Origin of the sequence: Streptococcus sp. 5905 (genome assembly GCF_013276505.1) — a bacterium.
Classification (GTDB): Bacteria; Bacillota; Bacilli; order Lactobacillales; family Streptococcaceae; genus Streptococcus.
This window is the reverse complement of record NZ_VMLC01000001.1, coordinates 184,096-210,178: the sequence shown is the minus strand read 5'-3', so window position 1 is coordinate 210,178 and position 26,083 is coordinate 184,096. Positions and strand designations below refer to the sequence as shown.

The window sequence follows — 26,083 nt, the reverse complement described above, 5'->3', positions numbered from 1 at the left end:
ATGCTATCCTTGGTTTTAGTCTTACCAAATAATCACACGATCCTCTGGTGAACGCCACATACCGTCGCCTTCTTTGACATCATAAGTTGTAAAGAAGTCATTGAAGTTTGGTACTTGGATGTTGACACGGAGTTTAGCTGGCGCGTGCACGTCAACACTAGCCATGAGTTTCATCAACTCTGGACGACCTTTCATGCGCCAGATGCGAGCAAAGTTGTGGAAGAATTCTTCGGCTGAGAAGTCCGGCTCTCTCTTGGCAGCTTCAAGGGCTGCAGCAATTCCTCCCAAGTCGGCAACATTTTCTGATACAGTTAGTTTTCCGTTGATCGTTGCGCCGTAAGATTCTTGTCCATCAAACTGGTCGATAACTTTCTGCGTTTTTTCTTTAAAGGCAGCATAGTCGCTTTCTGTCCACCAATCCTTAAGACTACCATTTTCATCAAAGGACGCGCCATTTGTGTCAAAGGCATGAGAAATCTCGTGAGCAATAACAGCACCAATACCACCGTAGTTGGCAGAAGACGACTGATGCAAGTCATAGAATGGAGCCTGTAGAATGGCTGCTGGGAAGACAATCAAGTTCTTCTGAGGATTGTAGTAGGCATTGACCATATGAGCTGGCATACCCCACTCCTTGTAGTCAACCGGTTGGTTCCACTTGCTCCAACTGTGCTTGATTTCCACACGCGCAAAGGCTAGGGCATTCTCAAAGAGACTGGCAATTTCGTCCACTACCTTGTCCTTGTAGCGTTCTGGCAATTCCTCTGGATAACCGATATAAGGCTTGATGACATTGAGTTTGACAATGGCCTTATCTCGCGTTTCAGGTGTGAGCCAGTCGTTCTTAGCCAAGCGTTCCTTATAAACATCAATCATGGTCGCTACTTTTTTCTCTACGTCTGCCTTAGCTTCTGGAGAGAATTTTTCATGCGCATACCAGAGACCAAGAGCTTGCTTGAAAGGACCTTGGGCCAAGTGATAAGCTGCCTTGACTTTGTCCTGAGCTTCTGGAACACCTGAAAGTGCACGACCATAAGCACCTGACAAGACACGAATCTCATCTGTCAGATAGCTTGTTGAGAGATTGACCACACCCAAAATCAAGGTTGCTTTAAGTAGAGGCCACGCTTCTTCACTATAAAATTGATCTGCTGCTTGCCAGAAACGTTCCTCATCTACGATAACCTTGTCTGGCGTTTGTCCAATCACCTTTTGGAAGAAATCATCCAAAGGGAGTGCAGGAGCAAATTTCTTGAAATCTTCATAAGAATATGGGTGGTAGAGTTTGGCATATTCTGAACTTTCTTCGTTAGAAAGCACCACAGCCGCAATGCGACGGTCCAATTCCAATCGTTTCTCTAGTAAGTCCGCGATTTCCTCATCTGAAAAATCATAGGCTTTGAGAAGATTCGCAGTACTTTCCTTCCAAAGAGTCAAGAGTTCCTCACGCTGAGGATGGTCTTCAGCGTAGTAAGTCGTATCTGGCAAGATAGTCCCTGGTGCACTGGCCCAGAGAACATTGGTTCTGGCATCCATAAAGTCTGGTGATACGCCAAATGGGAGGAAGTTTGGCTTACCAGCTAGTTCAAACGCTGCCAGTTTGCTGGTAAAATCTGCGAAGCTCTCCAAGTCTTGGTATTCCTTAAGTAGAGGAAGGACAGGCTTGATTCCATCTGCTTCTCTCTTATCAAAATCACGTACCATGCGATGGTACTTAACAAAGTTGGCTAGGATGGCATCCTCTGGGACTTCTTCACCTGCCAACCACTTGTCTGTAGTCGCCAGCATCAACTCTTCAATTTCCTCGTCAAGGTCAATAAAACCACCTGTTCGTGATTTATCAGCTGGAATCACAGCTGTTTTTTCCCATTCGCCATTGATTGCATCATAAAAATCGTCTTGATAACGTGTCATCTTGTTCTCGCTTTCATATTTTCACTTATTCCTAGCTTAGCAAAAAACACTTGGGAATGCAATTAAAAATGGTCTCTCTTTTTTCTTCATTTTTCAGTTATTATTTTAAATTTTTTAAAAATTAACTTGACTTAATTTTTTTTTTAATGTATATTAAATACGGGAGGGAGGAATTTGTTATGATACGTATTGAACACCTCAGCGTCTCCTACAAAGAAACGCTGGCACTAAAGGATATCTCACTAGTGCTCCACGGACCAACTATTACCGGAATTATTGGTCCAAATGGTGCTGGAAAATCAACTTTATTAAAAGGTATGTTGGGAATTATCCCACATGAAGGTCAGGCCTTTCTCGACGACAAAGAAGTCAAGAAATCTTTACATCGAGTTGCCTATGTCGAACAAAAAATCCATATCGACTACAATTTCCCTATCAAGGTCAAGGAATGTGTCTCTCTAGGACTCTATCCATCCATACCGCTCTTTCACACCTTAAAAGCCAGCCACTGGAAAAAAGTGGCAGATGCACTTGAAATCGTTGGACTCTCAGACTATGCTGATCGCCAAATCAGCCAGCTCTCAGGAGGACAATTCCAACGTGTTTTGATTGCCCGTTGCTTAGTGCAGGAAGCTGACTACATCTTTCTAGATGAGCCTTTTGCCGGGATTGACTCGATCAGTGAAGAGATTATCATGAATACGCTGAGAGACCTTAAAAAAGCTGGTAAAACAGTTCTCATCGTCCATCATGACCTCAGTAAAGTCCCCCATTATTTCGACCAAGTTTTGCTTCTCAATCGAGAATTAATAGACCTTGGTCCGACCGAAGAAACCTTTACCGAGGCCAATCTTAAGAAGGCCTACGGTAGCAAACTCTTTTTCAATGGAGGTGACCTATGATAGCAGAATTTATCGATGGATTGCAAAATTTCCATTTCCTACAAAACGCCTTGATCACAGCTATTGTCATCGGAGTCGTTGCTGGAGCTGTGGGATGTTTTATCATCCTACGTGGTATGTCTCTCATGGGAGATGCCATCTCTCACGCAGTTTTGCCTGGCGTAGCCCTTTCCTTTATCCTGGGAATTGATTTCTTTATTGGAGCGATCATCTTTGGTTTGATGGCTTCCATCATCATTACCTACATCAAGGGAAACTCTATCATCAAGAGTGATACTGCCATTGGTATTACCTTTTCATCTTTCTTAGCCCTAGGTGTCATCTTGATTAGTGTTGCCAAGAGTTCTACAGACCTCTTCCATATCCTTTTTGGGAATATCCTCGCTGTCCAAGATACGGACATGTGGGTTACCATTAGTATGGGGGCATTGATTCTCTTGATTATCGGGATTTTCTTTAAACAACTATTGATTACATCCTTTGACGAGCTCCTGGCTAAAGCCATGGGAATGCCCGTTAATTTCTACCACTATCTGCTCATGGTGCTCTTGACCCTTGTGTCAGTCACTGCCATGCAAAGTGTTGGAACCATTCTTATCGTGGCCATGTTGATCACCCCAGCTGCGACGGCTTACCTTTATGCTAATAGCCTAAAGAGCATGATTTTTCTTTCCTCAGGCCTAGGAGCTCTGGCTTCTGTTGTAGGGCTCTTTATCGGCTATAGTTTCAATCTCGCAGCAGGATCCAGCATCGTGCTCACATCCGCCAGCTTCTTTCTAATCAGTTTCTTTATCTCTCCTAAGCAACGATACTTGAAACTGAAAAACAAAAAAATCATTAAATAACGGGGAAACCCTTCTGGAGGAATCTAATGAAAAAATTAGGTACTTTGCTTGTTCTTTTTCTTTCTATCATTGGATTAGCTGCCTGTGCTAGCGGGAAAAAAGATACAGCATCTACAAACCAAAAACTAAAAGTTGTAGCGACTAACTCAATCATCGCTGATATTACCAAGAATATCGCTGGTGACAAGATTGATCTTCACAGTATCGTTCCTGTTGGTCAAGATCCACACGAATACGAACCACTTCCTGAAGACGTTAAGAAAACTTCTCAAGCTGATTTGATTTTCTATAACGGTATCAACCTTGAAACTGGTGGCAATGCTTGGTTTACAAAATTGGTCGAAAATGCCAAGAAAACTGAAAACAAAGACTACTTTGCAGTCAGCGAAGGCGTTGAGGTTATCTACCTTGAAGGCCAAAACGAGAAAGGCAAAGAAGACCCACACGCTTGGCTCAACCTTGAAAATGGGATGATTTATGCTAAAAATATCGCTAAACAGCTGATTGCTAAGGACCCTAGCAACAAGGAATTCTACGAAAAAAATCTCAAAGACTATACTGAGAAACTAGACAAACTGGACAAGGAAGCCAAAGAGAAATTTAACAATATCCCTGCTGAAAAGAAACTCATCGTAACCAGCGAAGGATGCTTCAAATACTTCTCTAAAGCCTACGGTGTCCCAAGTGCCTACATCTGGGAAATCAACACGGAAGAAGAAGGTACTCCTGAACAAATCAAGACCTTGGTTGAAAAACTTCGCCAAACAAAAGTTCCATCTCTCTTTGTTGAGTCAAGTGTCGATGACCGTCCAATGAAGACTGTTTCACAAGACACAAATATCCCAATCTACGCACAAATCTTTACTGACTCAATCGCTGAAGAAGGTAAAGAAGGCGACAGCTACTACAACATGATGAAATACAACCTTGACAAGATTGCTGAAGGTTTGTCAAAATAATCCATTAAAAAACGTCGTTCTCACATGAACTGGCGTTTTTTTTTTGTTTTCACTTTCCAGTCAAATCATTGGAAAAATCTGACAATTCTCGGTAGAATAAAAGAAAAAAGAATGGAGTAGTTTATGACCACTTTTCTCGGAAATCCTGTAACCTTCACAGGTAAACAACTGCAAGTCGGAGACAAGGCACTTGACTTTTCTCTTACGACAACCGATCTCTCTAAAAAAACGCTAGCTGACTTTGATGGAAAGAAAAAAGTCTTGAGTGTTGTCCCTTCTATCGATACTGGTATCTGCTCAACGCAAACACGTCGATTCAACCAAGAACTGGCTAACCTCGACAATACCGTCGTTCTTACTGTTTCTATGGACCTACCATTTGCCCAAGGACGCTGGTGTGGGGCTGAAGGCCTTGACAATGCCATCATGCTCTCAGACTACTTCGACCATTCTTTCGGGCGCGATTATGCCCTCTTGATCAACGAATGGCATCTCCTTGCACGTGCTGTCTTTGTTCTCGATACTGACAATGTCATCCGTTATGTGGAATACGTTGACAACATTAACACGGAACCAGACTTTGAAGCTGCCATTGCTGCAGTGAAAGAACTGGACTAAAATCAAAGCCATTATGGCAGAAGGCTAGAGAAATCTAGCTTTTTTTGATATACTAGATGGAGAGAAAAGACAAGAGGGAACGAATGACGCCAAATAAAGAAGACTACCTAAAATGTATTTATGAAATCGGTACGGAAATGCAAAAAATCACCAATAAAGAAATTGCTGCCCGTATGCAGGTCTCTCCACCTGCCGTAACAGAGATGATCAAACGCATGAAAAGTGAAAATCTCATTCTCAAGGACAAGGAGAACGGCTATCTATTGACAGATATTGGGCTCAAACTAGTCTCCGAGCTCTATCGCAAACACCGGTTGATTGAAGTCTTTCTAGTTCACCATCTAGACTATACCAGCGATCAAATCCACGAGGAAGCTGAGGTCCTAGAGCACACTGTCTCTGACCTCTTTGTGGAGAGATTGGATAAACTGCTTGGCTTCCCTCAAACCTGTCCCCACGGTGGAACTATTCCTGCTAAAGGAGAACTCTTGGTTGAGATCAACAACCTACCTCTAGCAGATACTAAAGAGGCTGGAACCTATCTCCTGACTCGGGTTCATGATAGCTTTGATCTACTCAAATACTTAGAAAAGCATGAAATTCATATCGGTGACCAACTCCAAGTCAAACAGTTTGATAATTTTTCCAATACTTTTACACTGGTCAACAAAGGTGAAGACCTCCAAGTTAGCATCGATATCGCCAAACAACTCTATGTCGAAAAAATCAACTAACCCCTTATTCCTGAAAGAAACTTCTTTCAGGGATTTTTTATTATTTTAGTTGTAAGTCCCATTCTTTTGGTGTAGAATGAAGCTAGATAAAAGAGGGAGGTCTTCCTATGAAAAAGCTCTTTAGAATCCATTTTGCAGCTATTGCACTCAGCGATTTGCTACTATTAGCAATTTTTATCTCCAAAACCGATCCCTCTGTAAAGTGGATGCTACTCTCTGGCTTTATTTTCCTCCTTGCTCAGGGACTACTGCTATTTCGCTTAGTCAACCGACTCAAACATCAATTCGCTGAGATTTATCCTCAGATTAACAAAAAAATTCGCCTCTACTACTTAGGGATTCTCTCAGTTGATCTTCTGTTATTGATCCTTTTAGTCTTCACCAGTTATCAGCGATTTTCCTCTCTTATGCCAATCGTTACTTCTTGTCATTCTACTTTTTATTATATAATGGCTAGCCACATAAGAGAAAACTATCCAGACTTTTACGACAAACATATCTCTTTCTGGGAGTGTCTATAAACAAAAACCAAGCCGACTGGCTTGGTTTTCTTATCTATTTTTAGTATCAAGGATAATGGTGACTGGTCCGTCATTGACCAGCTCAACCTGCATATCTGCTCCAAAGATGCCTGTCTGAACGTGCACTTCCTGAGCTAGCTTCTGATTGAAAGCGTTATAGAAGTTAGCTGCCATATCAGGCTTGGCTGCTCCTGTAAAAGCTGGACGATTCCCCTTCTTAGTATCTGCAAAGAGGGTAAACTGAGAAATAGAAAGAATTTCCCCTTCAATATCCTTGACAGACAGATTCATCTTGCCTTCTGCATCTGAAAAAATCCGCATGTTGACCAGTTTTCTCACAGCATAATCCAGATCTTCCTCTTGGTCCTCTGGGCCTACACCGACCAACAATAAGAGACCCTGATTGATTTTCCCCTGAACCTGACCTTCGATACTCACTTGGGCTTTTTTAACCCGTTGAATGATGATTTTCATAAGCGCCTTTCTATTAATTAGCCGTTGGTTCGTTTGACTGAGTAAACCTCTGGCACACTCTTGATTTTGTCAACGACCGTTGTCAGCGTAGAAAGGTTTGAAATTCCAAAAGACACATGGATATTGGCAAATTTCATATCCTTGGTTGGTTGAGCGTTAACGGTTGAGATATTCTTAGTTGTGTTGGAAAGAACCTGCAGAACATCATTTAAGAGACCTGTCCGATTGAGGCCGTAGATATCGATGTGAGCAATATATTCCTTGCTTGAGTACTGGTCTTCCCATTCCACATCAAGGAGACGTTGCTCGTAGTTTTCTTGGGCGCGAAGGTTCATACAGTCCACGCGGTGAATGGCCACACCACGGCCCTTGGTGATGTAGCCGACAATATCGTCACCCGGAACCGGATTGCAACACTTGGCAATCCGAACGAGGAGTCCTGAGGCACCTTCAATCACCACACCACCCTCATGCTTGACCTTGAGGGTTTCTTTGTTTTCAACCTTAACCTCGCCACCTTTAACAAGTTCTTCTGCTTCCGCCTTGGCCTTGGCACGCTCTTCCTCACGGCGTTCCTTTTCAGTCAGACGATTAAAAACTGTAATGGCCCCGATTTCTCCAAAACCAATGGCCGCAAAGAGAGACTCTTCTGTCTTGTAGCTAGTCTTTTGAAGGACTTGGTCCATGTGACGCTTGTCCATGAATTTATTGGCTACATAGCCGTTTTCTTGGAACTGAGCTATCAGCATTTCACGGCCCTTGTTAACAGACAATTCCTTATCTTGGTTTTTAAAGAACTGACGAATCTTGTTGCGTGCCTTGCTAGTCTTAACCATGTTGAGCCAGTCACGACTCGGCCCAAATGAGTTAGGGTTGGTGACAATTTCGACCTGGTCCCCAGTTTTGAGCTTGGTTGTCAGAGGAACCATGCGGCCATTGACCTTAGCACCAGTTGCTTTTTCACCGACTTTGGTATGAATTTCATAGGCAAAGTCAATGGGGCCAGAATCTTTTGGGAGGGAACGTACAGCCCCATCTGGAGTAAAGACATAAATCTCCTCAGCTAGGTAGTTTTCCTTAACAGACTCCACAAATTCCTTGGCATCATCAGCCTGGTCTTGCAACTCAATCATTTCCTTGATCCAGTTCATCCCGATAGCTGATTCTTTGCTGTTGACCTGACCCTTGATTCCTTTCTTATATGCCCAGTGAGCCGCTACCCCGTACTCAGCCACCTCGTGCATTTCCTTGGTCCGAATCTGGAATTCAATCGGCCCTTTTGGTCCATAAACAGTCGTATGGATAGACTGGTAACCATTAGCCTTACGATTGGCGATATAGTCTTTGAAGCGCCCTGGCATCGGTTTCCACAGCTCATGCACATAGCCAAGCATGGCATAGACATCACTATGAGTCTCTAAAATACAGCGGATGGCAATCAGGTCATAGATTTCCTCAAAGCGTTTCTTCTTATCCTGCATCTTGCGATAGATAGAGTAGATATGCTTGGGACGACCATAGATTTTCCCTTTTAGATTGCGTTCGGAAGTGTACTCCTCTAACTTTGTCACGACTTCATCAACCAAAGCCTCACGCTCTCTGCGTTTTTCCTTCATCATGTGAGTGATCTTGTAAAACTCAGTTGGATTGAGATAGCGGAAGGACAAGTCTTCTAACTCCCACTTGACGCTGGAAATCCCTAGACGATGAGCAAGTGGTGCATAGATTTCCATGGTTTCTCTGGAAATGCGTTCCTGCTTGTCTTTTCGTAGGTGGTTAAGCGTTCTCATGTTATGCAAGCGGTCAGACAGTTTAACCAAGATAACGCGGATATCCTCAGACATGGCCATAAGCATCTTGCGGTGATTTTCCGCTAATTGCTCCTCGATCGATTTGTACTCGACCTTACCAAGCTTAGTCACTCCATCAACAATGATACGAACATCATGACCAAACTCTTGCTCTAAATCATCCAGTGTCGCATCCGTATCCTCCACCACGTCATGCAAAAAACCACAGGCAACTGTCACGGCATCTAGCTTGAGTTTGGCTAAAATCCCTGCCACCTGAATGGGATGAATAATATAGGGCTCGCCAGATTTACGGTATTGCCCACTATGGCATTCAACTGCGTAAACCAAGGCTTTATGTACAAAAGCAACATCTTCCTTCGATAAATATTTTTGCGTTAAAGCGACAACCTCATCGCCCGTCAAATTCACTTCTTTCGGCATCTATTCTCTCCAATTCTTCCTACCATTTTATCACTTTTTTAAGAATATTAAAACTAGAAAAGCCTGTTTTCATGCCTAGCCTAAGCAATTAAAAGAAAAACACTGCAAGAGAGACTCTGCAGTGCTTTGTTATTTTATTTATCTTAGTAAACTGTTTTTTCAGTTTCTACGTCGAAGAAGTGTGCTTTGTTCAAGTCAAATCCAAGTTCAACTGTTGCACCTGTTTGCAAGTAGTCACGAGCATCCACTTTTGCAACAAATTCATCTTTACCAACTTGGCAGTAAAGGTGAGATTCTGAACCAAGCAATTCTGATACTGAAATAGTAGCTTTGACAACTGATTCTGGGAATGTTTCAAGGAAAGCAGGTTCTGCATTCACATCTTCTGGACGAATACCGAAGATCAATTCTTTTCCTTCGTAGCCTTTTTCACGAAGAACTTTCAAAGCGCCTTCTGGAACTTTCAAGCGGAAACCGTCAGAAACAATTTCGTTGCCTTCTAATTTCACATTGATGAAGTTCATAGCTGGGCTTCCGATGAATCCTGCTACAAATTTGTTAACTGGGTTTTTGTAAACTTCTTGAGGTGTACCGATTTGTTCTACACGTCCGATAGTACCTGTACCAGCTGGGTTCTTAGTTGCTGACATGATAACGATACGGTCTGCAAGAGTCATCGCTTCTGTTTGGTCGTGAGTTACGTAGATAGTTGTAGCACCGATACGACGGTGAATCTTCGCAATTTCAGCACGCATAGATACACGAAGTTTGGCATCCAAGTTTGACAAAGGTTCGTCCATCAAGAATACTTTTGCATCACGGACGATGGCACGACCCATGGCAACACGTTGACGTTGACCACCTGAGAGGTCAGCAGGTTTACGATCCAAAAATTCTTTCAAACCAAGGATTGCTGCTGCTTCTTGCACACGTTTGTCGATATCTTCCTTGCTGTATTTACGCAATTTCAAACCGAAAGCCATGTTGTCATATACAGTCATGTGTGGGTAAAGAGCGTAGTTTTGGAAAACCATGGCGATATCACGGTCTTTTGGAGCTACGTCGTTGACAACCACGCCATCGATAGATGCAGTACCTTCTGTGATGTCTTCAAGACCAGCAATCATACGAAGAGTTGTTGATTTACCACATCCAGAAGGACCTACGAAAACGATAAATTCTTTATCTTTGATGTCCAAGTTGAAGTCTTCAACTGAGTAGTGTTCGCTGTTTGGATATTTTTTGTAGATGTTTTTAAGATTTAATTCTACCATTGAGGTGAACTCCTTTTGTATTTTGATAGTTTCATTATAGATGAAAACGCTTTACATTTCTATGGCAAGGTGACCAAAAAAATAAAAAAGTTCTGTGCAACTTGCACAAAACTTTAAAGAATATCTGGTAAAATCAACTGATAACACAAGGTCAGGTCGGTCAATTCCTTCAACTGAAGCCCTGTCAATTCTTCCCATTTGTCAATCTTGTATTGGAGAGAATTGCGATGTAGATAGAGTTGCTGGGCTGTTTTAGTTAGGACAGCACTATTTTCCCAGAGAGAAAGGATAATTTCCTGAACCTGGTCTTGATCCAAAATCATCTGGTGCAGGCATTCCTTGATTACCTTCAGGTCCACAAGTCTTTCCCCCATACTCCAAAGATAGAGTTGTGAAAAGGTATGAACACCTTGATGACCTTGACGCCACCAAGTCTTAAACAAGTCCCGCTCCGCTTGGATTAAATCTGACAGAGCCTGATACCCAGTCTGAGACCAAACCTGCCCCAACATGATAGATAGACGAAGACCAAAGTCATACTCAACCGCTTCAATCGTATCAGATAAGATTGAGCGAACAGAGGTGTACTTATCTTGTTGAAGCACAAATACATAATCCTGAGCACCGACCTGTAGCACTGTCTGGCAGTTTGGAAAGAGAGTCCGCATCATATCTAGCCAAGAGGATAGATTTTCCTGTTGGAAATAGGAAAGATGGCAATAAACCAGCTGAATTTTTTTAAATGTTTGCGGCGCCTGCCCCTTCCCCTCAATCAGATAGAGATACCAAGGATTGAGCGAACGAGCGTGCTCCTGCTGGGTCAAAAGGGCAACCAACTGCTTTTCACGCTCGCTGAGCCCAGCTTCCTCCAGTAAAATCCACTGCTGAGAAGCTAAAGGGAGAGTAAGATAGCCTGGTTTCTCTACTGGCTGATCTGAAATCTGAGCCTCAGGAAACCAGTCTTGTAATTCCTTTGCAATCATATCCTAGCCCTCCACTTTTTGGATGCACCAAGAAATTAGGGTCTCTAGACGCTCCACATTTTCAGTCAGATGGAGATAGCCCATCACTGCTTCAAAACCTGTAGACATGCGATAGGTCACCACATCAGCATTTTTAGCCTTTGTGTGGCTATTGGTATTGCGACCTCGTTTGTAGATTTCTTCTTCTTTATCCGTCAAGACTTGCTCCTCCAACATGAGGGCAATCAAGCAAGCCTGAGCCTTGGCTGAGACATACTTGGTCGCCTCTTGGTGGAGCTTGTTGGGTTTGGTCATGCCTTTGAGGATGAGATGGCGACGGATATACATGGAATAAACCGCATCTCCCTCAAAAGCTAGCGCAATCCCGTTAATGAGATTGACATCAATCACGTGTCCACCTCACTCCATCTTTTGTATCCAGTAGTTTAATTCCTTGAGCAGCCAATTGGTCACGGATTTGGTCTGCTGTCGCAAAGTCACGATTAGCACGCGCTTCTTGACGTTTTTGGATTAAGGCTTCAATATCTGCATCCAAAACTTCCTCTACAAAGACAATCCCAAAGACTTCCAACATATCTGCAAGAGCTTTCTTAACACTTGCATCATAGTTGCCAGAGTTGATCCATTTGGCCATTTCAAAGACAACTGTGATACCGTTGGCAGAGTTGAAATCCTCATCCATAGCCGCCACAAACTTATCTTTAAAAGCTTGTAATTCTTGGGTATCCACCGTTCCTGTAAATGGTTGCTCATAAGTGTTCTTTAGATACTTAAGATTGGTCTCGGCGTCTCGCACTGCTTTTTCCGTAAAGTTGATAGGCTTACGGTAATGCTGAGTCGCAAAGAAGAAGCGAAGTACTTGACCATCAATGGTCTTAAGAGCATCATGCACGGTAATAAAGTTGCCCAAGGATTTAGACATCTTGACATTGTCTATATTGACAAAGCCATTGTGCATCCAGTAGTTAGCAAAAGTCTTGCCTGTTTTGGCTTCTGACTGGACAATTTCATTGGTATGGTGAGGAAATTCAAGATCGGCTCCACCACCGTGAATATCAATGGTATCGCCCAAAATCTCTGTCGACATGACCGAACACTCGATATGCCAGCCCGGACGACCAGGTCCCCAAGGACTGTCCCAAGAAATCTCGCCTAGTTTGGCAGCTTTCCAAAGGGCAAAGTCTACAGGATTTTCCTTACGATCCGTTTCTTCATCGGTACGACCTGAAGCACCTAGCTCCAAATCTTCTAAGGTTTTATTGGCCAATTTAGCATAGTTATGTGATTTTTCTACACGGAAGTAAACATCCCCTTGACTCTCATAAGCATAGCCTTTCTCAATCAAGTCTTCCACAAAACGGATAATGTCCGCCATAAACTCCACTACACGCGGATGGCGAGTAGCAGGTTTGACGCCTAAGGCCGTCACGTCTTCACGAAAGGCAGCAATGTACTTGTCCGCAACCTCTTGAGGCGTGATTCCTTCTTCCTTGGCGCGATTGATAATCTTATCATCTACATCCGTGAAATTGGAAATATAGGCAACCTCATAGCCACGATATTCAAAGTAGCGACGAATGGTATCAAAGGCTACCGTTGAACGAGCATTCCCAACGTGGATATAGTTGTAGACGGTTGGCCCACAGACATACATGCGAACCTTGCCCTCTTCAATGGGCACAAATTCACGTAGGCTGCGGGTCATGGTGTCGTAAATTTTAATCATGCGGTCCACTCCCTTCTCTATTTCTGACTTTTTCGGCTGAAAACCAGCTCTGCAAAAGGGCCAAATTGTCTGAGGCTATCCAGTTGGTAAAAGCGCTGCCCTTCCTCTTGGGTAAAGAGGGGAACCCCCTTTCCTAGGATAAGGGGCGCTATCTGAATAATGAGGTGGTCGAAAAGATCCGCATCCAAGAGCGGTCTTACCAAGGAATTACCACCAATCACAAAGACATTTTTGCCTTTATCAATCTGGTGAACAAAGTCCACCACATCCCCAGCTACTGGCTGGTAATTGCTGACAGGCAGGTGCCTATCATGCGTAAAGACATAGTTTTCCGTAGCTTGATAAAAACTTTCTACATCTTGCAAATCTTGGATTTCCTCAAAGGTCCGCTTGCCCATGATGGTGATATCCATTTGCCTGTAAAAGTCATCATAGCCTGTATCCTCTACAGAACCAAGCTGATGCAGCCAGTCTATCCTGTGCTGGCTGTCTGCCAAGTAGCCATCCATGGTGATACAGCCGTAAAAATATACTGCCATTCTTGTAGTTACCTTTCTAGTTCCTTTGATATTGTCAAAGCGATAGTGAAAAAAGTCATGGCATCAGCTGTCCGCTCTTCATGGCGGGCATCCCAGATTCGGTTATGATGATCCACATAGTCAGCTGTGTAGAAGAATTGATAGACCTTGCTCTTGCGGAATTGACTCCAAGCCATGATAGCTGAAGCTTCCATGTCCACCACTTGAGCCCCAGCAGCTAAGCGACGCTTGACCTTATCAGGCGTTTCCCGATAAAAGGCATCTGTGGTCCAAGCCTTTGTTCGAATATGCTCAATGCAAGATTTGTTCAAAGCTTCTTCCATGGTTAAGAGCAAAGTTTCGTCATAAGCTATCTCATCACTTGCAGGAGCGTAATGGTAACTTGTACCTTCATCACGTAGAGCTGAACTTGGTAGGATAATCTTATCTGCCTGAATAGATTGATCCAGAACTCCGCAAGAACCTAAAACAATAAAGTTCTTAAATCCTCTTGCTTTGAGTTCTTCTAAGAGTCCAACAACCATCGGGGCTCCAATCGTAGCTATAGCAACTGCTACCTTACTCCCATCTTTTTCATAGATATACCATGGAAGTCTGCCATTTAGATTGGTTAGATAGCCACCTTCATAAACATCTTCAAACTGCCTTACTCGTTCAACGATTTCTCCATTAAAAGACAAAATAATCGTCTCACAGATTTCTCCACCACCACGAATACTTCGATCAGTTGGTTCGATAACAGCAGGTACATTTTCGAATTCTTCTAATAGCATTTTTCTATTCTTTCTCATTCAGATAAACCACCTGAGTCTGTTTGACAAAGCCAATTTTTTCATACAAATGCTTGGCACCTACATTGCTATCTTCCACTGCAATCTGAAATTCCTTATCATTTTGCTCAATCAATTGGTTGACAAGGGATTTTGCTAAGTAGCTTCCATAGCCTTTCCCACGTTCAAGTTCTGATATTGCTAAACCGTAGAAGTAATTCGTATTAGTCGATAAATCTACCGTGCAAGTCCCAATAACCTGACCGTCTTTTAATAAAATATATAGGCGACTTTCTGGATCTTTCAGAGCTTCAGCGACATATCTATCTACAATCTCTCTAGACTCATGGTCCTCTGAAAATGCCTGAAATTTCAACTGACTAATTTGATCCTGATACGAACTATCTGCTAACAAAACTTCAAGATTGGAAACATTTGCTAACGGATAAGGTCTTCTATCCTTACCTAACCAGGTTTCTGTATCTTCATCCTCGACCAATCCCCAGTTGCTAACAAAATCAGGATGACGCTCTAGAAAAATACGTTCTGTCTGAAAAGTAACTGAACGAATAGGGAAAGAAGCCGTTTCTTTCTCAAAACTCGTAAACAAAGCACGCGCAATTCCCTGACGGCGATGATTTGGATGAACCAGTATCGTCACTTCCACATCTTGGTCATCAGCATAGACAGTTAATAGACCAACAAGTTCGCCTTTTTCATAATAAAGGAAAAAGGCGGGCATGTTTGGGTCAAAATTAAGCATGTTAGAAAGATAGGGATCACGATAAGTTCCATCATAGGCTTGGCAACAGTCAATTAGTTTTTTCGCTTCAAATAACTCTTCTTGGCTCAACTTATTTCTTGCTTGAATCATATAGGTATCCTCTACAACCCCGACGATCTGTGACTGGCATCTTTAGCATGCTCGAGTTTATTGACGTAGTACTCTCGTTTTTCTTCAACTTCATGAATCGTTGGCTCATCCTTCTGTCCATGAACTCGGACGATCTTAGCCGGAATTCCAACTACAGTCACATCACTAGGTACGTCTGCCACGACTACTGCAGCAGCACCGACTTTGGCATTTTCGCCGATTTCCACCGGTCCGATAACTTGGGCATGAGCCGATATGAGAGCTCCCTTACGAACGGTCGGATGGCGTTTGCCACAGTCTTTCCCTGTCCCACCGAGAGTCACTCCATGATAGAGAAGAACTCCCTTCTCAACAATCGCTGTCTCTCCAATCACCAAGCCAGAACCATGGTCGATAAAGACACCTGAGTCTATCTGGGCACCCGGATGAATCTCAATCTGGGTCCAAAAGCGCCAAAACTGACTGTGCATTCGAGCCAGGAGTTTGAAGCCGCGCTTCCAGAGAAAATGCGAGAGACGGTGGGCAGCTAAGGCCTTGACACCTGGATAAGTCAGCAAAACTTCCAAACTGTTGCGTGCCGCTGGATCATTTTCTTTTACAATATCAATGGTTTCGCGCCACCATCCCATACATTTCTCCTTTTCTTATTCTGAATCTTTTGGTATTTCTGTAAATTCTTTCTTAGGTTTGTGGTCCTTGTGATGACGTGGGCGGTGAGGACGCTCAGACTTTTCACCTTTTTCATCATGCTCAGGTTTTGGTGGACGAGGAAGAAGAGCTTTCATAGAGGCATCGATACGGCCTTTTTCATCAATCTTGATAACCTTAACGTCGACTTCATCACCGATAGCTACCAAGTCCTCGACACGGTTGGTACGAGTCCAAGCCATTTCAGAAATGTGCACAAGTGCATCTGTCTTATCAAAGAGGTTGACAAAGGCACCGAATTTCTCGATACGAACAACCTTAGCATGGTAAACTTCATCCACTTTCGCTTCACGAACCAAGCCAGCGATGATTTCTTTGGTACGGTTAATGGCATCTTGGTCGCTAGAGTAGATAGAAACATTACCTTCTTCGTCGATATCAATCTTAACGCCTGTTTCAGCGATAATCTTGTCGATAGTTTCTCCACCTTTACCGATGACAATCTTAATCTTGTCCACATCAATCTTGATGGTATCAATTTTCGGTGCAGTTGGAGCCAATTCTGGACGAACTTCTGGGATGGTTGCTTCAATCACATCAAGGATTTCAAAACGCGCTTTCTTGGCTTGGGCAAGAGCTTCAGTCAAGATTTCTGCAGTAATCCCTTGGATCTTGATATCCATTTGAAGGGCTGTAATCCCGTCACGAGTACCTGCAACCTTAAAGTCCATATCTCCAAAGTGGTCTTCCAATCCTTGGATATCTGTCAATACTGTGTAGTTGTTACCATCTGAAATCAGACCCATGGCAATCCCTGCTACTGGCGCCTTGATTGGCACACCACCAGCCATAAGGGCAAGAGTTCCTGCACAGATAGATGCTTGAGATGATGAACCATTTGATTCCAAGACTTCTGCTACCAAGCGGATTGCGTATGGGAATTCTTCCAAACTTGGCAAGACTTGAGCAAGAGCACGCTCACCGAGAGCACCGTGACCGATTTCACGACGGCCAGGCGCACCGTAACGACCTGTTTCCCCTACAGAGTATTGTGGGAAGTTATAGTGGTGCATAAAGCGTTTCTTGTACTCTGGATCCAAACCATCAATGATTTGAGTTTCACCCATTGGGGCCAAGGTCAAGACAGAAAGGGCTTGAGTTTGACCACGAGTGAAGAGACCAGAACCGTGCACACGAGGAAGAAAGTCAACAACCGCATCCAAAGGACGGATTTCATCAACCTTACGACCGTCAGGACGAACCTTATCTTCTGTGATCAAACGGCGCACTTCAGCGTGTTCCATTTGTTCCAAGATTTCAGCCACATCACGCATGATACGGTCAAATTCTTCGTGGTCTGCATATTTTTCTTCATACACAGCAGTCACTTGGTCTTTGACTGCTTGAGTTGCAGCTTCACGAGCCAATTTTTCTTCTACTTGAACCGCTTTTTGGAGGTCGCTGTTGTAGGCTGCGATGATTTCAGCATGTAATTCAGCGTCCACATGAAGCAATTCTACTTCTGCTTTTTCTTTACCGACTGCCGCAACAATTTCTTCTTGGAAGGCAATCAATTCTTTAACAGCTTCGTGTCCTTTCAGAAGGGCTTCCAACATGATTTCTTCTGACAATTCTTTGGCACCAGACTCAACCATGTTGATAGCGTGCTTGGTACCAGCTACTGTCAATTCAAGAAGCGATTGCTCTGCTTGTTCTTGACTTGGGTTGATGATGATTTGACCATCTACATAACCCACTTGTACACCAGCAATTGGTCCGTCAAATGGAATATCTGAAATAGAAAGCGCTAAAGATGAACCAAACATTGCTGCCATTGGAGCAGAGGCATCTTCATCATAAGAAAGCACGGTGTTGATCACTTGGACTTCATTACGGAAACCTTCCGCAAACATTGGACGGATCGGACGGTCAATCAAACGCGCTGTCAAGGTCGCATCAGTTGAAGGACGTCCTTCACGTTTCATAAAGCCACCAGGAAACTTCCCAGCCGCATACATTTTTTCTTCGTAGTTGACTTGGAGTGGGAAGAAATCCCCAGTTGCCATCTTCTTAGACATAACGGCTGCAGTCAAGACAGTTGACTCACCGTAACGCACGACAACAGAGCCATTTGCTTGCTTGGCAACCTGACCAGTCTCTACAACCAACTCACGACCCGCAAAAGTCGTTTGAAATACTTGTTTTGTCATTAAAATCCCCTTTGGATTGATGAAATTATACGCCTTGCCTACAAAAATCAGGATACAAAGGGCGTAAAGAATCCCGTATGAAAATAGGAGATTGGCGCAGTGTGCGATGCACACCAGGAAATCTATCTTTTTCACTAGGGATTTAGCCCGTGTTCAACTATCTAGATACTTTGAAATATCTAAGAATAATATTCTCTAGCATCTGTCTATTTTTGTTAGATTTAAATTGCTAAAAATCTTTTTATACCCTCATCTTTGTATCAAGTACGTACAGAGTCTATTTTATCATATTTTTCTTAAAAAGTGCGGGCTTTTCTATTAAAAAGGAACCATTCCCCCATGAAAAGAGGAATGGTTTGTTGTTTATTTTATTTAGCGAATTCTTTGGCTCTCGCAACTGTCATTTTTCATTTAAAAGCAAGTAAATGACAAGCTGTCGTCTCAGTGCTAAAAGAATCGATTACCCTAAAGACTGATGGTTAAACAAGGCATGGGTTGCTTGGTGGATGTATTTTGCTGTTTCAGCATTGTTCATGGTGTAGAGATGCACACCTGCGACATCCTGGGTTACCAAGTCCACGATTTGGTCCACTGCATAGGCAAGTCCTGCTGCTCTGAGCGACTCAGGGTCATGCTCATACTTGTCTAAGATGGATTTGAATTTGCGTGGAAGATGGATATTCTCACAAGTCTTCAAGAGACGAAGCGCTTGGTTACGGTTAAGAATAGGCATAATCCCTGCATGAATAGGAACATCAATCCCTGCCAAGGTACACTTATCTTGGAAATCATAGAAGCGCTCATTGTCAAAGAAAAGTTGCGTTACGAGGCTTGAACAGCCTGCATCTACTTTCTTCTTAAGATTTTGGATATCCGAGATCTGGGTTGGCGAGTCAGGATGCCCCTCTGGATAGCAAGCTCCTACAATATCAAAATGCGGCGCTTGTTCCTTGATGAACTCAATCAAATCCGTTGCGTAGCTAAAATCCTTTTGTGGTTCCACATCAGGGATAATATCCCCACGTAGAGCCAAGATTTTTCGCACCCCAACCTTGTCCAAGTCCGCAATGGTTTCAGCAACTTTGTCCTTGGTCAGATAGATAGCTGGCAAGTGGGCAATAGTGGGAATCGCCAAGTCATTCTGGATAAAGTCAGCCAAACGAACCGTTGTTTCCTTGATATTAAATTTATTATTGCTGGCGGTCACACTGATAAAGTGCGGTGTCAGCTCCCGCATATCCTGCAAGGCTGAAATAATTTTATCATTACCCACAGCTGGGTTTGGAGGGAACACTTCAAATGAAAGTGACGGCGTTTGGCGTGACATAGTCATTATCCTTTTCTTTTGATTTCATGATTGCTGAGCAGCTAGGGCCAAGCAGTTCCTTGAACAGCCAATGTCAAGAGAGAAATGTTATCTTACAATTTCTCACGCGCAGCTTTTGCTGCTTCGACAAGGCGGATCAAGCTTTCTTTTGTTTCTGGGATACCACGTGTTTTCAAACCACAGTCAGGGTTGATCCAAACTTTCTTGCTTGGTACTTTAGCAAGGATAGCTTCGATGGTGTGGTCGATTTCGCCTTCATTTGGCACACGAGGTGAGTGGATATCGTAAACCCCAGGTCCCACTTCTGTTTGGAAGTTTTTCGCTTTGAGTTCGTCCAAGATTTCAAGGTTTGAACGGCTGGCTTCAAAGGAAATAACGTCCGCGTCCATGTTGTCAATAGCTGGGATGATATCTGTAAATTCTGAGTAACACATATGTGTGTGGATTTGCGTATCTGGCGCTACTGTTGAGTGTACCAAGCGGAAGGCAGGAATTGCCCAGTCAAGGTAATCTTCGTACCAGTCGCTACGACGGAGTGGCAATTTCTCACGAAGAGCAGCCTCGTCGATTTGGATGATTTTCACACCAGCAGCTTCAAGGTCAAGAACTTCATCCTTGATAGCAAGGGCGATTTGAAGAGTAGAATCCTTGATAGAGATGTCTTCACGCGGGAATGACCAGTTGAGGATGGTAACAGGTCCAGTCAACATACCTTTAACAGGTTTGTCAGTACGGCTTTGTGCGTAGCTAGACCATTTCACAGTGATTGGGTTGAGACGAGTCACATCACCCCAGATGATTGGTGGTTTCACTCCACGCATACCGTATGATTGTACCCAACCATTCTTAGAGAAGAGGTAACCTGACAAGTTTTGGCCGAAGTACTCAACCATGTCGTTACGCTCAAACTCACCGTGTACCAGCACGTCAAACCCAACTTCTTCTTGCCATTTGATCCATTCGTCGATGGTTTCAGCAAGAAAGGCATCGTATTCTTCTTGTGACAACTCACCCTTACGGAAGGCCAAGCGTTTCGCACGGACTTCCTTAGTTTGAGGGAATGAACCGATTGTTGTTGTTGGAAGGGCTGGAAGTTTAAAGGCTTCTTCTTGGATGGCTTCACGTTCTGCAAAAGCTGGCAAACGAGTGTAGTCAGCGTCTGTCAATCCAGCGATACGCGCACGGAGTTCAGCATTTTCACCCACACGTTCAGTCGCAAAGAGTTCTTTGTTAGCTGCAAGAGCTTCTGCACCTTGACCATTGCGGATAGCATCCAAGTCACGAAGTTCTTCCAATTTTTCAACCGCAAAGGCAAAGTGGTTCAAGATTGCTGGTTCAAATTCTTCGTTAGCAGTTGTAAATGGCACATGAAGAAGTGAGCATGAGCTTGTCAATACGATGTTTTCAGCTGGGATTTGCTCAAGAACAGCCAAGCTCTTTTCGTAGTTGTTACGCCAGATGTTCTTACCATTGACAATACCTGCATAAAGAGTCTTGTCAGCTGGGAAGCCACCTTTAACCAATTCAAGAGTTTTCTTACCTTCAACGAAGTCCAAACCAATCGCATCAACTGGCAAGTTTACAAGGTCAGAGTAGACATCACGAACATCACCGAAGTAAGTTTGAAGCAAGACTTCAAGACCTTTTTTGTCAGCCAAAAGTTTGTTGTAGAGGTTCAAGAAGAGAGCTTTTTCTTCAGCTGTCAAGTCTTTAACAAGAGCCGCTTCGTCGAGTTGGATACGAGTTGCACCAAGTTCAGCCAATTTTGAAAAAACTTCTTGGTAAGCAGCCACAAAGCTGTCTACGAAGTCTTCTGCTTTCACGCCTTCTTCAAAGTCTGACAATTGAAGGAAAGTGAATGGACCTACAAGAACAGGACGAGTTTTCAATCCAAGTTCTTTGGCTTCTTGGAATTCATCAAAGATCTTGTGACCAGCCAATTTTACTTGAGTGTCTTTTTCAAATTTAGGCACGATGTAGTGGTAGTTGGTGTTAAACCATTTCTTCATCGGAAGGGCACGAACGTCCCCTTTTTCTCCTTGGTAACCACGTCCCAAAGCAAAGTAGCGCTCAAGGTCAGACAAGTCCAAGTTTTGAACGGAAGCAGGTACCACGTTGAAGAGGAAAGCTGCATCTAGGAAGTTGTCATAGTGAGAAAAGTCGTTTGATGGGATTTCAGTGATGCCTTTTTCTTTGACGATGTTCCAGTGTTTTGCACGCAAGTCTTTTGCTGCTGCAAGCAGTTCTTCTTCTGAGATTTCTTTTCTAAAATATTTTTCAGTTGTAAATTTTAATTCGCGGAATTCACCCAAACGAGGGAAACCGATGATCGTAGTTGACATGATGTGTCCTCCAAAATTTCTTGTTGAAACTATCTTAACAGAAAAGAAAGCGCCTGTATAATTGTAAAAAATTAGGATTTGATATAGTTTGAAACTATATCACTCTTTTGGACAAAAGAAAAAGACTTGAAACAAATGTCTCAAATCCTTTGTATAGCTTGTTTTATGTTGTCTTTTAGTTGAAATGCTCAAACGAGCTATTGATGATTCTTATAAGTGACTATGGCTTGTTATTAGAAAAGACTATAGGTTTATCCCCTTCTCTCGGAGATTTGCCAGACACTCCTCATAGTAGGTAGCATCATGCTCACTATAGATAGGACTTTTCAGCTTTTCCTCTACTAAGTCTTGATAAGGAGGGCAGGTCTTACCTCGGTAGTTCTTGTCCAGCCACTCTGGACTGACATTGTAGCCACGGCCAGCCATCTCCTCCATGATCAAGCGATGATAGGCATAGAGACGATAGGGCGAGTGGGTAAAGACATAGTCCACCGTCGCATGCTTTCTCCCCCAGCCATTGCCACGCAGGGCGCAACATTCTCGATGTTGCCCCAAAAGCTGAGGACGGGGAAGTTGTGAAATCAAAGCCTCATGCCAAAGTCTCATGGGAGTCTCCTTTCAGTAAAGTCGAATGTTGCAAGTAGGTATTTGGATAGCGATCCAGCAAGTCTCGAGTCTTAGCAATCAAATCTTGCTTAGAAGCTTGACCAAAGCGGTAGCGATCCAGCAAGAGCATATAGTCTTTGCGCTCAGCATCAGTCGCTTTCTTTTTAAAATAGCCCCAAATATGCTGAAAGGCATTGCAAACCTGACCCCTGTGTTCCGGAATCTGGCAAGCACGGTCAATGAGGTTTTGAACATGGCTGACCTCCACCACTTCATTCTTCAAGTATTGGCGAATCTCATTGTAAATATTGCTGGAATGGCTCAAAACGAGGTATTTATTTCTAGCCCAGAGTTGTTGGCATTGGGATTTTTGGTTAGTTTGTTCCATCTTTCTCCTTGTTTTCTATCCGTTTCCAGGAAATATGGAAACAAAGTTGTATCTTAAAAATGAGCGAATTAATAGTGTCTTTTGTAGAGCCTGATTTTTCTAACAGACCTTGTTCGACAAATCCTTAAATACCTGAATAAGTTTCTACCAACAACTGAATCTTACGTAAAACTTCTTGCTTTTTCCGTTCACGCGCTCCTTGTCTACGAGAAGTTGGTGGAATAATCGAATCCAAATCAGTTCCACTATTTTCAGCATAACCTCGTTGAATTGATTTGTCGATGAATAATTGATAATCAGCTACAAGCTTCTCAGACTCAGCTAGGTTGTAAATCGCAATTTTCTTGCGCTCCTTACCATATTCGTAGAAAGCATTGATAATCCCATCATGGTCTTTCAATTTTTGCAAATCAGTGTCATTGATAAATCCAATAACCAACTCTTCTTTGGCACGAATATCGATACTAGAACGAATCACACGACTAACTTCAGCTTTCATTGCTTCCTTAGACTCAGAGTTCTTCGATTTTTCAACAATCAATGCCAGAATATAGTCTAGGTTGATCTCATCTGTTTTTAAGAGTTCAATTTCAAACTCAACATCTGAAAGGTCAACATCTATATCTTTGGTCTTTTCATAGTTTTTAAGGTTTAAGAATTCATCTCGAATTTCCACATAGGCACTTCTTAAATCCTGAAGATAACCTTCAGAAATAGGTTTGTCAATTTCTTGGAATTCGTCATAATTTCGAAGGACATTATCAAGCTTCAACAACTCACCAAATAACTTAACAAACTCCTTTTTATCATGCTCGGTTTCAATTTCTTGCGGATTCGGGAATCTTTCCAGAATTTCCTGACAGACCGCTGTATAGCCTTTGACCTCGATACCCGTTACTTGATCGACAAAACCATCCATGTATTCGCTAAAGCTTTTTTCTAAGATGATTTCAAGTTTGTTGGTATCCCCAAAAGTTTTAATAGCTTCTTGCGTAGCCTTTTCTAAATCACGGAAACAAACAATATTCCCAAAAGGTTTCACCTTGTTAAAAATTCGATTGGTTCTCGAGAATGCCTGAATCAAACCATGATAACGTAGATTCTTATCGACAAAGAGAGTATTCATGGTTGGAGCATCAAATCCAGTCAAGAACATCCCTACTACAATCAGCAAATCCACTTCTTTAGACTTAACTCTCTTAGAAAGGTCACGATAGTAATTTTGAAACTCTTTCCCATCAGTTGAGAAGTTAGTCTTGAACATGTGATTATAGTCATCAATCGCTTTTTCCAGAAACTCTTTAGAAGATAGAGGCATAGCTGTATCTTGAGGGTCTAGCTCTTCGTCTTGAATTTCCCCATAAGCAGACTGTTCTTCGTTAGGGGCAAAGCTAAAGATGGTTGCAACTTTTAAGCGTTTAGCTTCTGGTAAAGCTGCTTGTTGTTGCTGGAGTTCATCGTAGTATAGTTTAGCAGCTTCAATACTTTGTACCGCTAACATGGCATTAAATCCAGACAGTTGTTTTTGCTTATGAGTATAGTGTTGATTTCGATGCGTCTTATCATTATAAACTCTCAACAGATACTCTGTGATGGTTCCAATCCGTTCAGGATGCAAAAGGAGTTCCTTCTCCATCTTTTTGAGTTTCTTCTCATCGAGCTCTTGACCGACTGCCTTTTCTGCTTCTCTATATTTATTGATTTCAGGCTTGATATAGTTGTAGTCAACCTTGAACTTCAACACTTTTTTATCTCGAATAGCATCTGTGATGACGTAGTTATGAAGTTGTTCGCCAAAAACCTCTTGCGTTGTTTCTCCCGTCAAGCTATTTTCTGGGAATATTGGAGTCCCTGTAAATCCAAATAAGGCATACTGTTTAAAGGATTTTTTAATACGCTTTTGCGCCTTCCCAAACTGGGAACGATGACACTCATCAAAAATCAAAACGCATTTTTTACCATAGATTTCATGATTTGGATTTGCTGTTATAAATTTGTTTAACTTTTGAATGGTTGTGACAACAATTCGATCATCATTCTCTTCAATACTTCGTTGGAGTTCTTTTGTATTGTTACTACCATTGACTGAATTTGATTGGAATTTTTGATATTCCTTCATGGTTTGATAGTCAAGGTCTTTTCTATCCACCACAAAAATCACTTTATCAATATAGTCCAACTCTGTTGCCAAACGAGCGGTTTTAAAGCTGGTCAAGGTTTTCCCTGAACCCGTCGTATGCCAGATATAGCCACAGGCATTGATAGTGCCAAAGTTCTTCATCTCATTAGATGAATTAATCTTGCGTATGATACTCTCAGTAGCTGCTATCTGATAAGGACGCATGATGAGCAAGGTATTATCAGAGTCAAAAACACAATACTTGGTTAAAACTTCTAAAAGAACTCGTTTGCTCAAAAAGGTAACGGTAAAGTCTTCAAGGTCATGAATTGTTTTATTTTTACGGTCTGCCCATTCACAGGTGAACTCATAATGATTTTTATTTTGAGCTGTCGTATTTGCAAAGTAGCGTGTATAAGTGCCATTGGAAATCACAAAAATCTGAATATATTTGTATAAAGAATTTTCACTATTGAAACTTTCCTTACTATATCTATGAATTTGTTCAAAAGCTTCTTTAAGACTAACCCCTCGTCTCTTTAATTCAATCTGAACTAAGGGAAGGCCGTTTACTAGGATGGTCACATCATAACGGTTAGTATGGCTACCCACCTGGGTCACTTGATTGATAACCTGCATGCTGTTGTTGTGAATATTTTTCTTATCAAGGATAAAAATATTTTTAATCCGTCCATCATCAAAAACAAAGTCATAGATATGATTTTCTTGGATTTTTCGAGTTTTTTCAACTAATCCTTCATTGGGACAATCCAGATATTCCACTACAAAGCGATTCCACTCAGCATTCGTAAATGTTACCTTATTGAGTTTTTCTATTTGAACTTTGGCATTTGCTAAGAGTTCGGTAGGTGTGTGGATATCCAAGCGTTCGTAGTTAAGATGATGTACCAAATCAGAAATTAACTGATTTTCCAAGTCTGCCTCTGACTGATACTCTCTATCCGTGCGATACTCTGGTTGATACTCAGCCAAGAGAATCCCTTCATTTGTTTCCGCAATTACTTCATGTACTTTTGAATAATCAACCATTGCATGCTTCCTTTTTTTGTTTTAAT

Annotated in this window: 23 protein-coding genes; 6 read left to right on the top strand and 17 right to left on the bottom strand. The window is 42.5% G+C overall.

The genetic code is table 11. The annotated features are described in order from the left end of the window. Positions 1-21: 21 nt before the first annotated feature. Complete coding sequence (locus HT680_RS00955; protein WP_173257568.1) at positions 22-1,914, bottom strand: M13 family metallopeptidase; 1,893 nt, start codon at positions 1,912-1,914, stop codon at positions 22-24. A gap of 179 nt (positions 1,915-2,093) precedes the next feature. Between HT680_RS00955 and HT680_RS00950 the strand changes: the two genes are divergently transcribed. From HT680_RS00950 to HT680_RS00925, 6 genes are all read left to right on the top strand, one after another. After that, positions 2,094-2,816 carry a metal ABC transporter ATP-binding protein gene (locus HT680_RS00950; RefSeq protein ID WP_173257566.1) on the top strand — a complete coding sequence of 241 codons (723 nt, stop codon included), beginning with the start codon at positions 2,094-2,096 and terminating at the stop codon, positions 2,814-2,816. After that, entirely contained in the window at positions 2,813-3,661 is an 849-nt protein-coding gene (locus HT680_RS00945) for a metal ABC transporter permease (protein WP_173257564.1), read from the top strand. The genes HT680_RS00950 and HT680_RS00945 overlap by 4 nt, the downstream gene beginning before the upstream one ends. 26 nt (positions 3,662-3,687) lie before the next feature. Continuing rightward, complete coding sequence (locus HT680_RS00940) at positions 3,688-4,620, top strand: metal ABC transporter substrate-binding protein (protein WP_173257562.1); 933 nt, start codon at positions 3,688-3,690, stop codon at positions 4,618-4,620. A 123-nt stretch (positions 4,621-4,743) separates the two neighbouring features. Then, a complete protein-coding gene (gene tpx / locus HT680_RS00935) occupies positions 4,744-5,238 on the top strand; it encodes a thiol peroxidase (protein WP_000206539.1) in 495 nt (164 codons plus the stop codon). A gap of 83 nt (positions 5,239-5,321) precedes the next feature. Next, the gene (locus tag HT680_RS00930) at positions 5,322-5,972 is read left to right on the top strand and encodes a metal-dependent transcriptional regulator (RefSeq protein WP_125394774.1); all 651 of its coding nucleotides are present in this window, start codon (positions 5,322-5,324) and stop codon (positions 5,970-5,972) included. 107 nt (positions 5,973-6,079) lie between these two features. Next, positions 6,080-6,493 carry a hypothetical protein gene (locus HT680_RS00925; RefSeq protein ID WP_173257560.1) on the top strand — a complete coding sequence of 138 codons (414 nt, stop codon included), beginning with the start codon at positions 6,080-6,082 and terminating at the stop codon, positions 6,491-6,493. A 30-nt stretch (positions 6,494-6,523) separates the two neighbouring features. On the opposite strand, the gene dtd is transcribed toward HT680_RS00925, so the two are convergent. The 16 genes from dtd to HT680_RS00845 all read right to left on the bottom strand — a co-directional run bounded on the left by dtd (position 6,524) and on the right by HT680_RS00845 (position 26,057). Further along, a complete protein-coding gene (dtd, locus tag HT680_RS00920; RefSeq protein ID WP_173257558.1) occupies positions 6,524-6,967 on the bottom strand; it encodes a D-aminoacyl-tRNA deacylase in 444 nt (147 codons plus the stop codon). 17 nt (positions 6,968-6,984) lie between these two features. Then, positions 6,985-9,201, bottom strand: a complete 2,217-nt coding sequence (locus HT680_RS00915) for a bifunctional (p)ppGpp synthetase/guanosine-3',5'-bis(diphosphate) 3'-pyrophosphohydrolase (RefSeq protein WP_173257556.1) — start codon at positions 9,199-9,201, stop codon at positions 6,985-6,987. A 143-nt stretch (positions 9,202-9,344) separates the two neighbouring features. Continuing rightward, positions 9,345-10,475 carry a sn-glycerol-3-phosphate ABC transporter ATP-binding protein UgpC gene (ugpC, locus tag HT680_RS00910; protein WP_000229937.1) on the bottom strand — a complete coding sequence of 377 codons (1,131 nt, stop codon included), beginning with the start codon at positions 10,473-10,475 and terminating at the stop codon, positions 9,345-9,347. A 113-nt stretch (positions 10,476-10,588) separates the two neighbouring features. After that, complete coding sequence (locus tag HT680_RS00905) at positions 10,589-11,458, bottom strand: PucR family transcriptional regulator (protein WP_173257554.1); 870 nt, start codon at positions 11,456-11,458, stop codon at positions 10,589-10,591. A 3-nt stretch (positions 11,459-11,461) separates the two neighbouring features. Then, positions 11,462-11,848 carry a Mini-ribonuclease 3 gene (locus HT680_RS00900; protein ID WP_084946389.1) on the bottom strand — a complete coding sequence of 129 codons (387 nt, stop codon included), beginning with the start codon at positions 11,846-11,848 and terminating at the stop codon, positions 11,462-11,464. After that, on the bottom strand, positions 11,841-13,184 hold the full coding sequence (gene cysS / locus HT680_RS00895; protein ID WP_173257552.1) for a cysteine--tRNA ligase: 1,344 nt from the start codon (positions 13,182-13,184) through the stop codon (positions 11,841-11,843). Before cysS ends, HT680_RS00900 begins: the two co-directional genes overlap by 8 nt. Positions 13,185-13,201: 17 nt before the next feature. Further along, complete coding sequence (locus tag HT680_RS00890) at positions 13,202-13,723, bottom strand: dihydrofolate reductase family protein (RefSeq protein ID WP_048777338.1); 522 nt, start codon at positions 13,721-13,723, stop codon at positions 13,202-13,204. An 8-nt stretch (positions 13,724-13,731) separates the two neighbouring features. Beyond that, entirely contained in the window at positions 13,732-14,496 is a 765-nt protein-coding gene (locus tag HT680_RS00885) for a nucleoside phosphorylase (protein ID WP_173258618.1), read from the bottom strand. Positions 14,497-14,500: 4 nt separating this feature from the next. Beyond that, positions 14,501-15,367, bottom strand: a complete 867-nt coding sequence (locus tag HT680_RS00880) for a GNAT family N-acetyltransferase (protein ID WP_173257550.1) — start codon at positions 15,365-15,367, stop codon at positions 14,501-14,503. A gap of 11 nt (positions 15,368-15,378) precedes the next feature. Beyond that, a complete protein-coding gene (gene cysE, locus HT680_RS00875) occupies positions 15,379-15,996 on the bottom strand; it encodes a serine O-acetyltransferase (RefSeq protein ID WP_173257548.1) in 618 nt (205 codons plus the stop codon). A 15-nt stretch (positions 15,997-16,011) separates the two neighbouring features. Next, complete coding sequence (pnp, locus tag HT680_RS00870; protein WP_173257546.1) at positions 16,012-18,225, bottom strand: polyribonucleotide nucleotidyltransferase; 2,214 nt, start codon at positions 18,223-18,225, stop codon at positions 16,012-16,014. A gap of 460 nt (positions 18,226-18,685) precedes the next feature. Next, complete coding sequence (metF, locus tag HT680_RS00865; RefSeq protein WP_173257544.1) at positions 18,686-19,552, bottom strand: methylenetetrahydrofolate reductase [NAD(P)H]; 867 nt, start codon at positions 19,550-19,552, stop codon at positions 18,686-18,688. Between the two features lie 92 nt (positions 19,553-19,644). Then, positions 19,645-21,894, bottom strand: a complete 2,250-nt coding sequence (gene metE, locus HT680_RS00860) for a 5-methyltetrahydropteroyltriglutamate--homocysteine S-methyltransferase (protein WP_173257542.1) — start codon at positions 21,892-21,894, stop codon at positions 19,645-19,647. A 243-nt stretch (positions 21,895-22,137) separates the two neighbouring features. Beyond that, on the bottom strand, positions 22,138-22,500 hold the full coding sequence (locus HT680_RS00855) for a TIGR02328 family protein (protein ID WP_173257540.1): 363 nt from the start codon (positions 22,498-22,500) through the stop codon (positions 22,138-22,140). Beyond that, complete coding sequence (locus tag HT680_RS00850) at positions 22,484-22,888, bottom strand: YbgA family protein (protein ID WP_173257538.1); 405 nt, start codon at positions 22,886-22,888, stop codon at positions 22,484-22,486. The genes HT680_RS00855 and HT680_RS00850 overlap by 17 nt, the downstream gene beginning before the upstream one ends. Before the next feature lie 124 nt (positions 22,889-23,012). Further along, complete coding sequence (locus HT680_RS00845) at positions 23,013-26,057, bottom strand: type I restriction endonuclease subunit R (RefSeq protein ID WP_173257536.1); 3,045 nt, start codon at positions 26,055-26,057, stop codon at positions 23,013-23,015. Between the last annotated feature and the right edge of the window lie 26 nt (positions 26,058-26,083).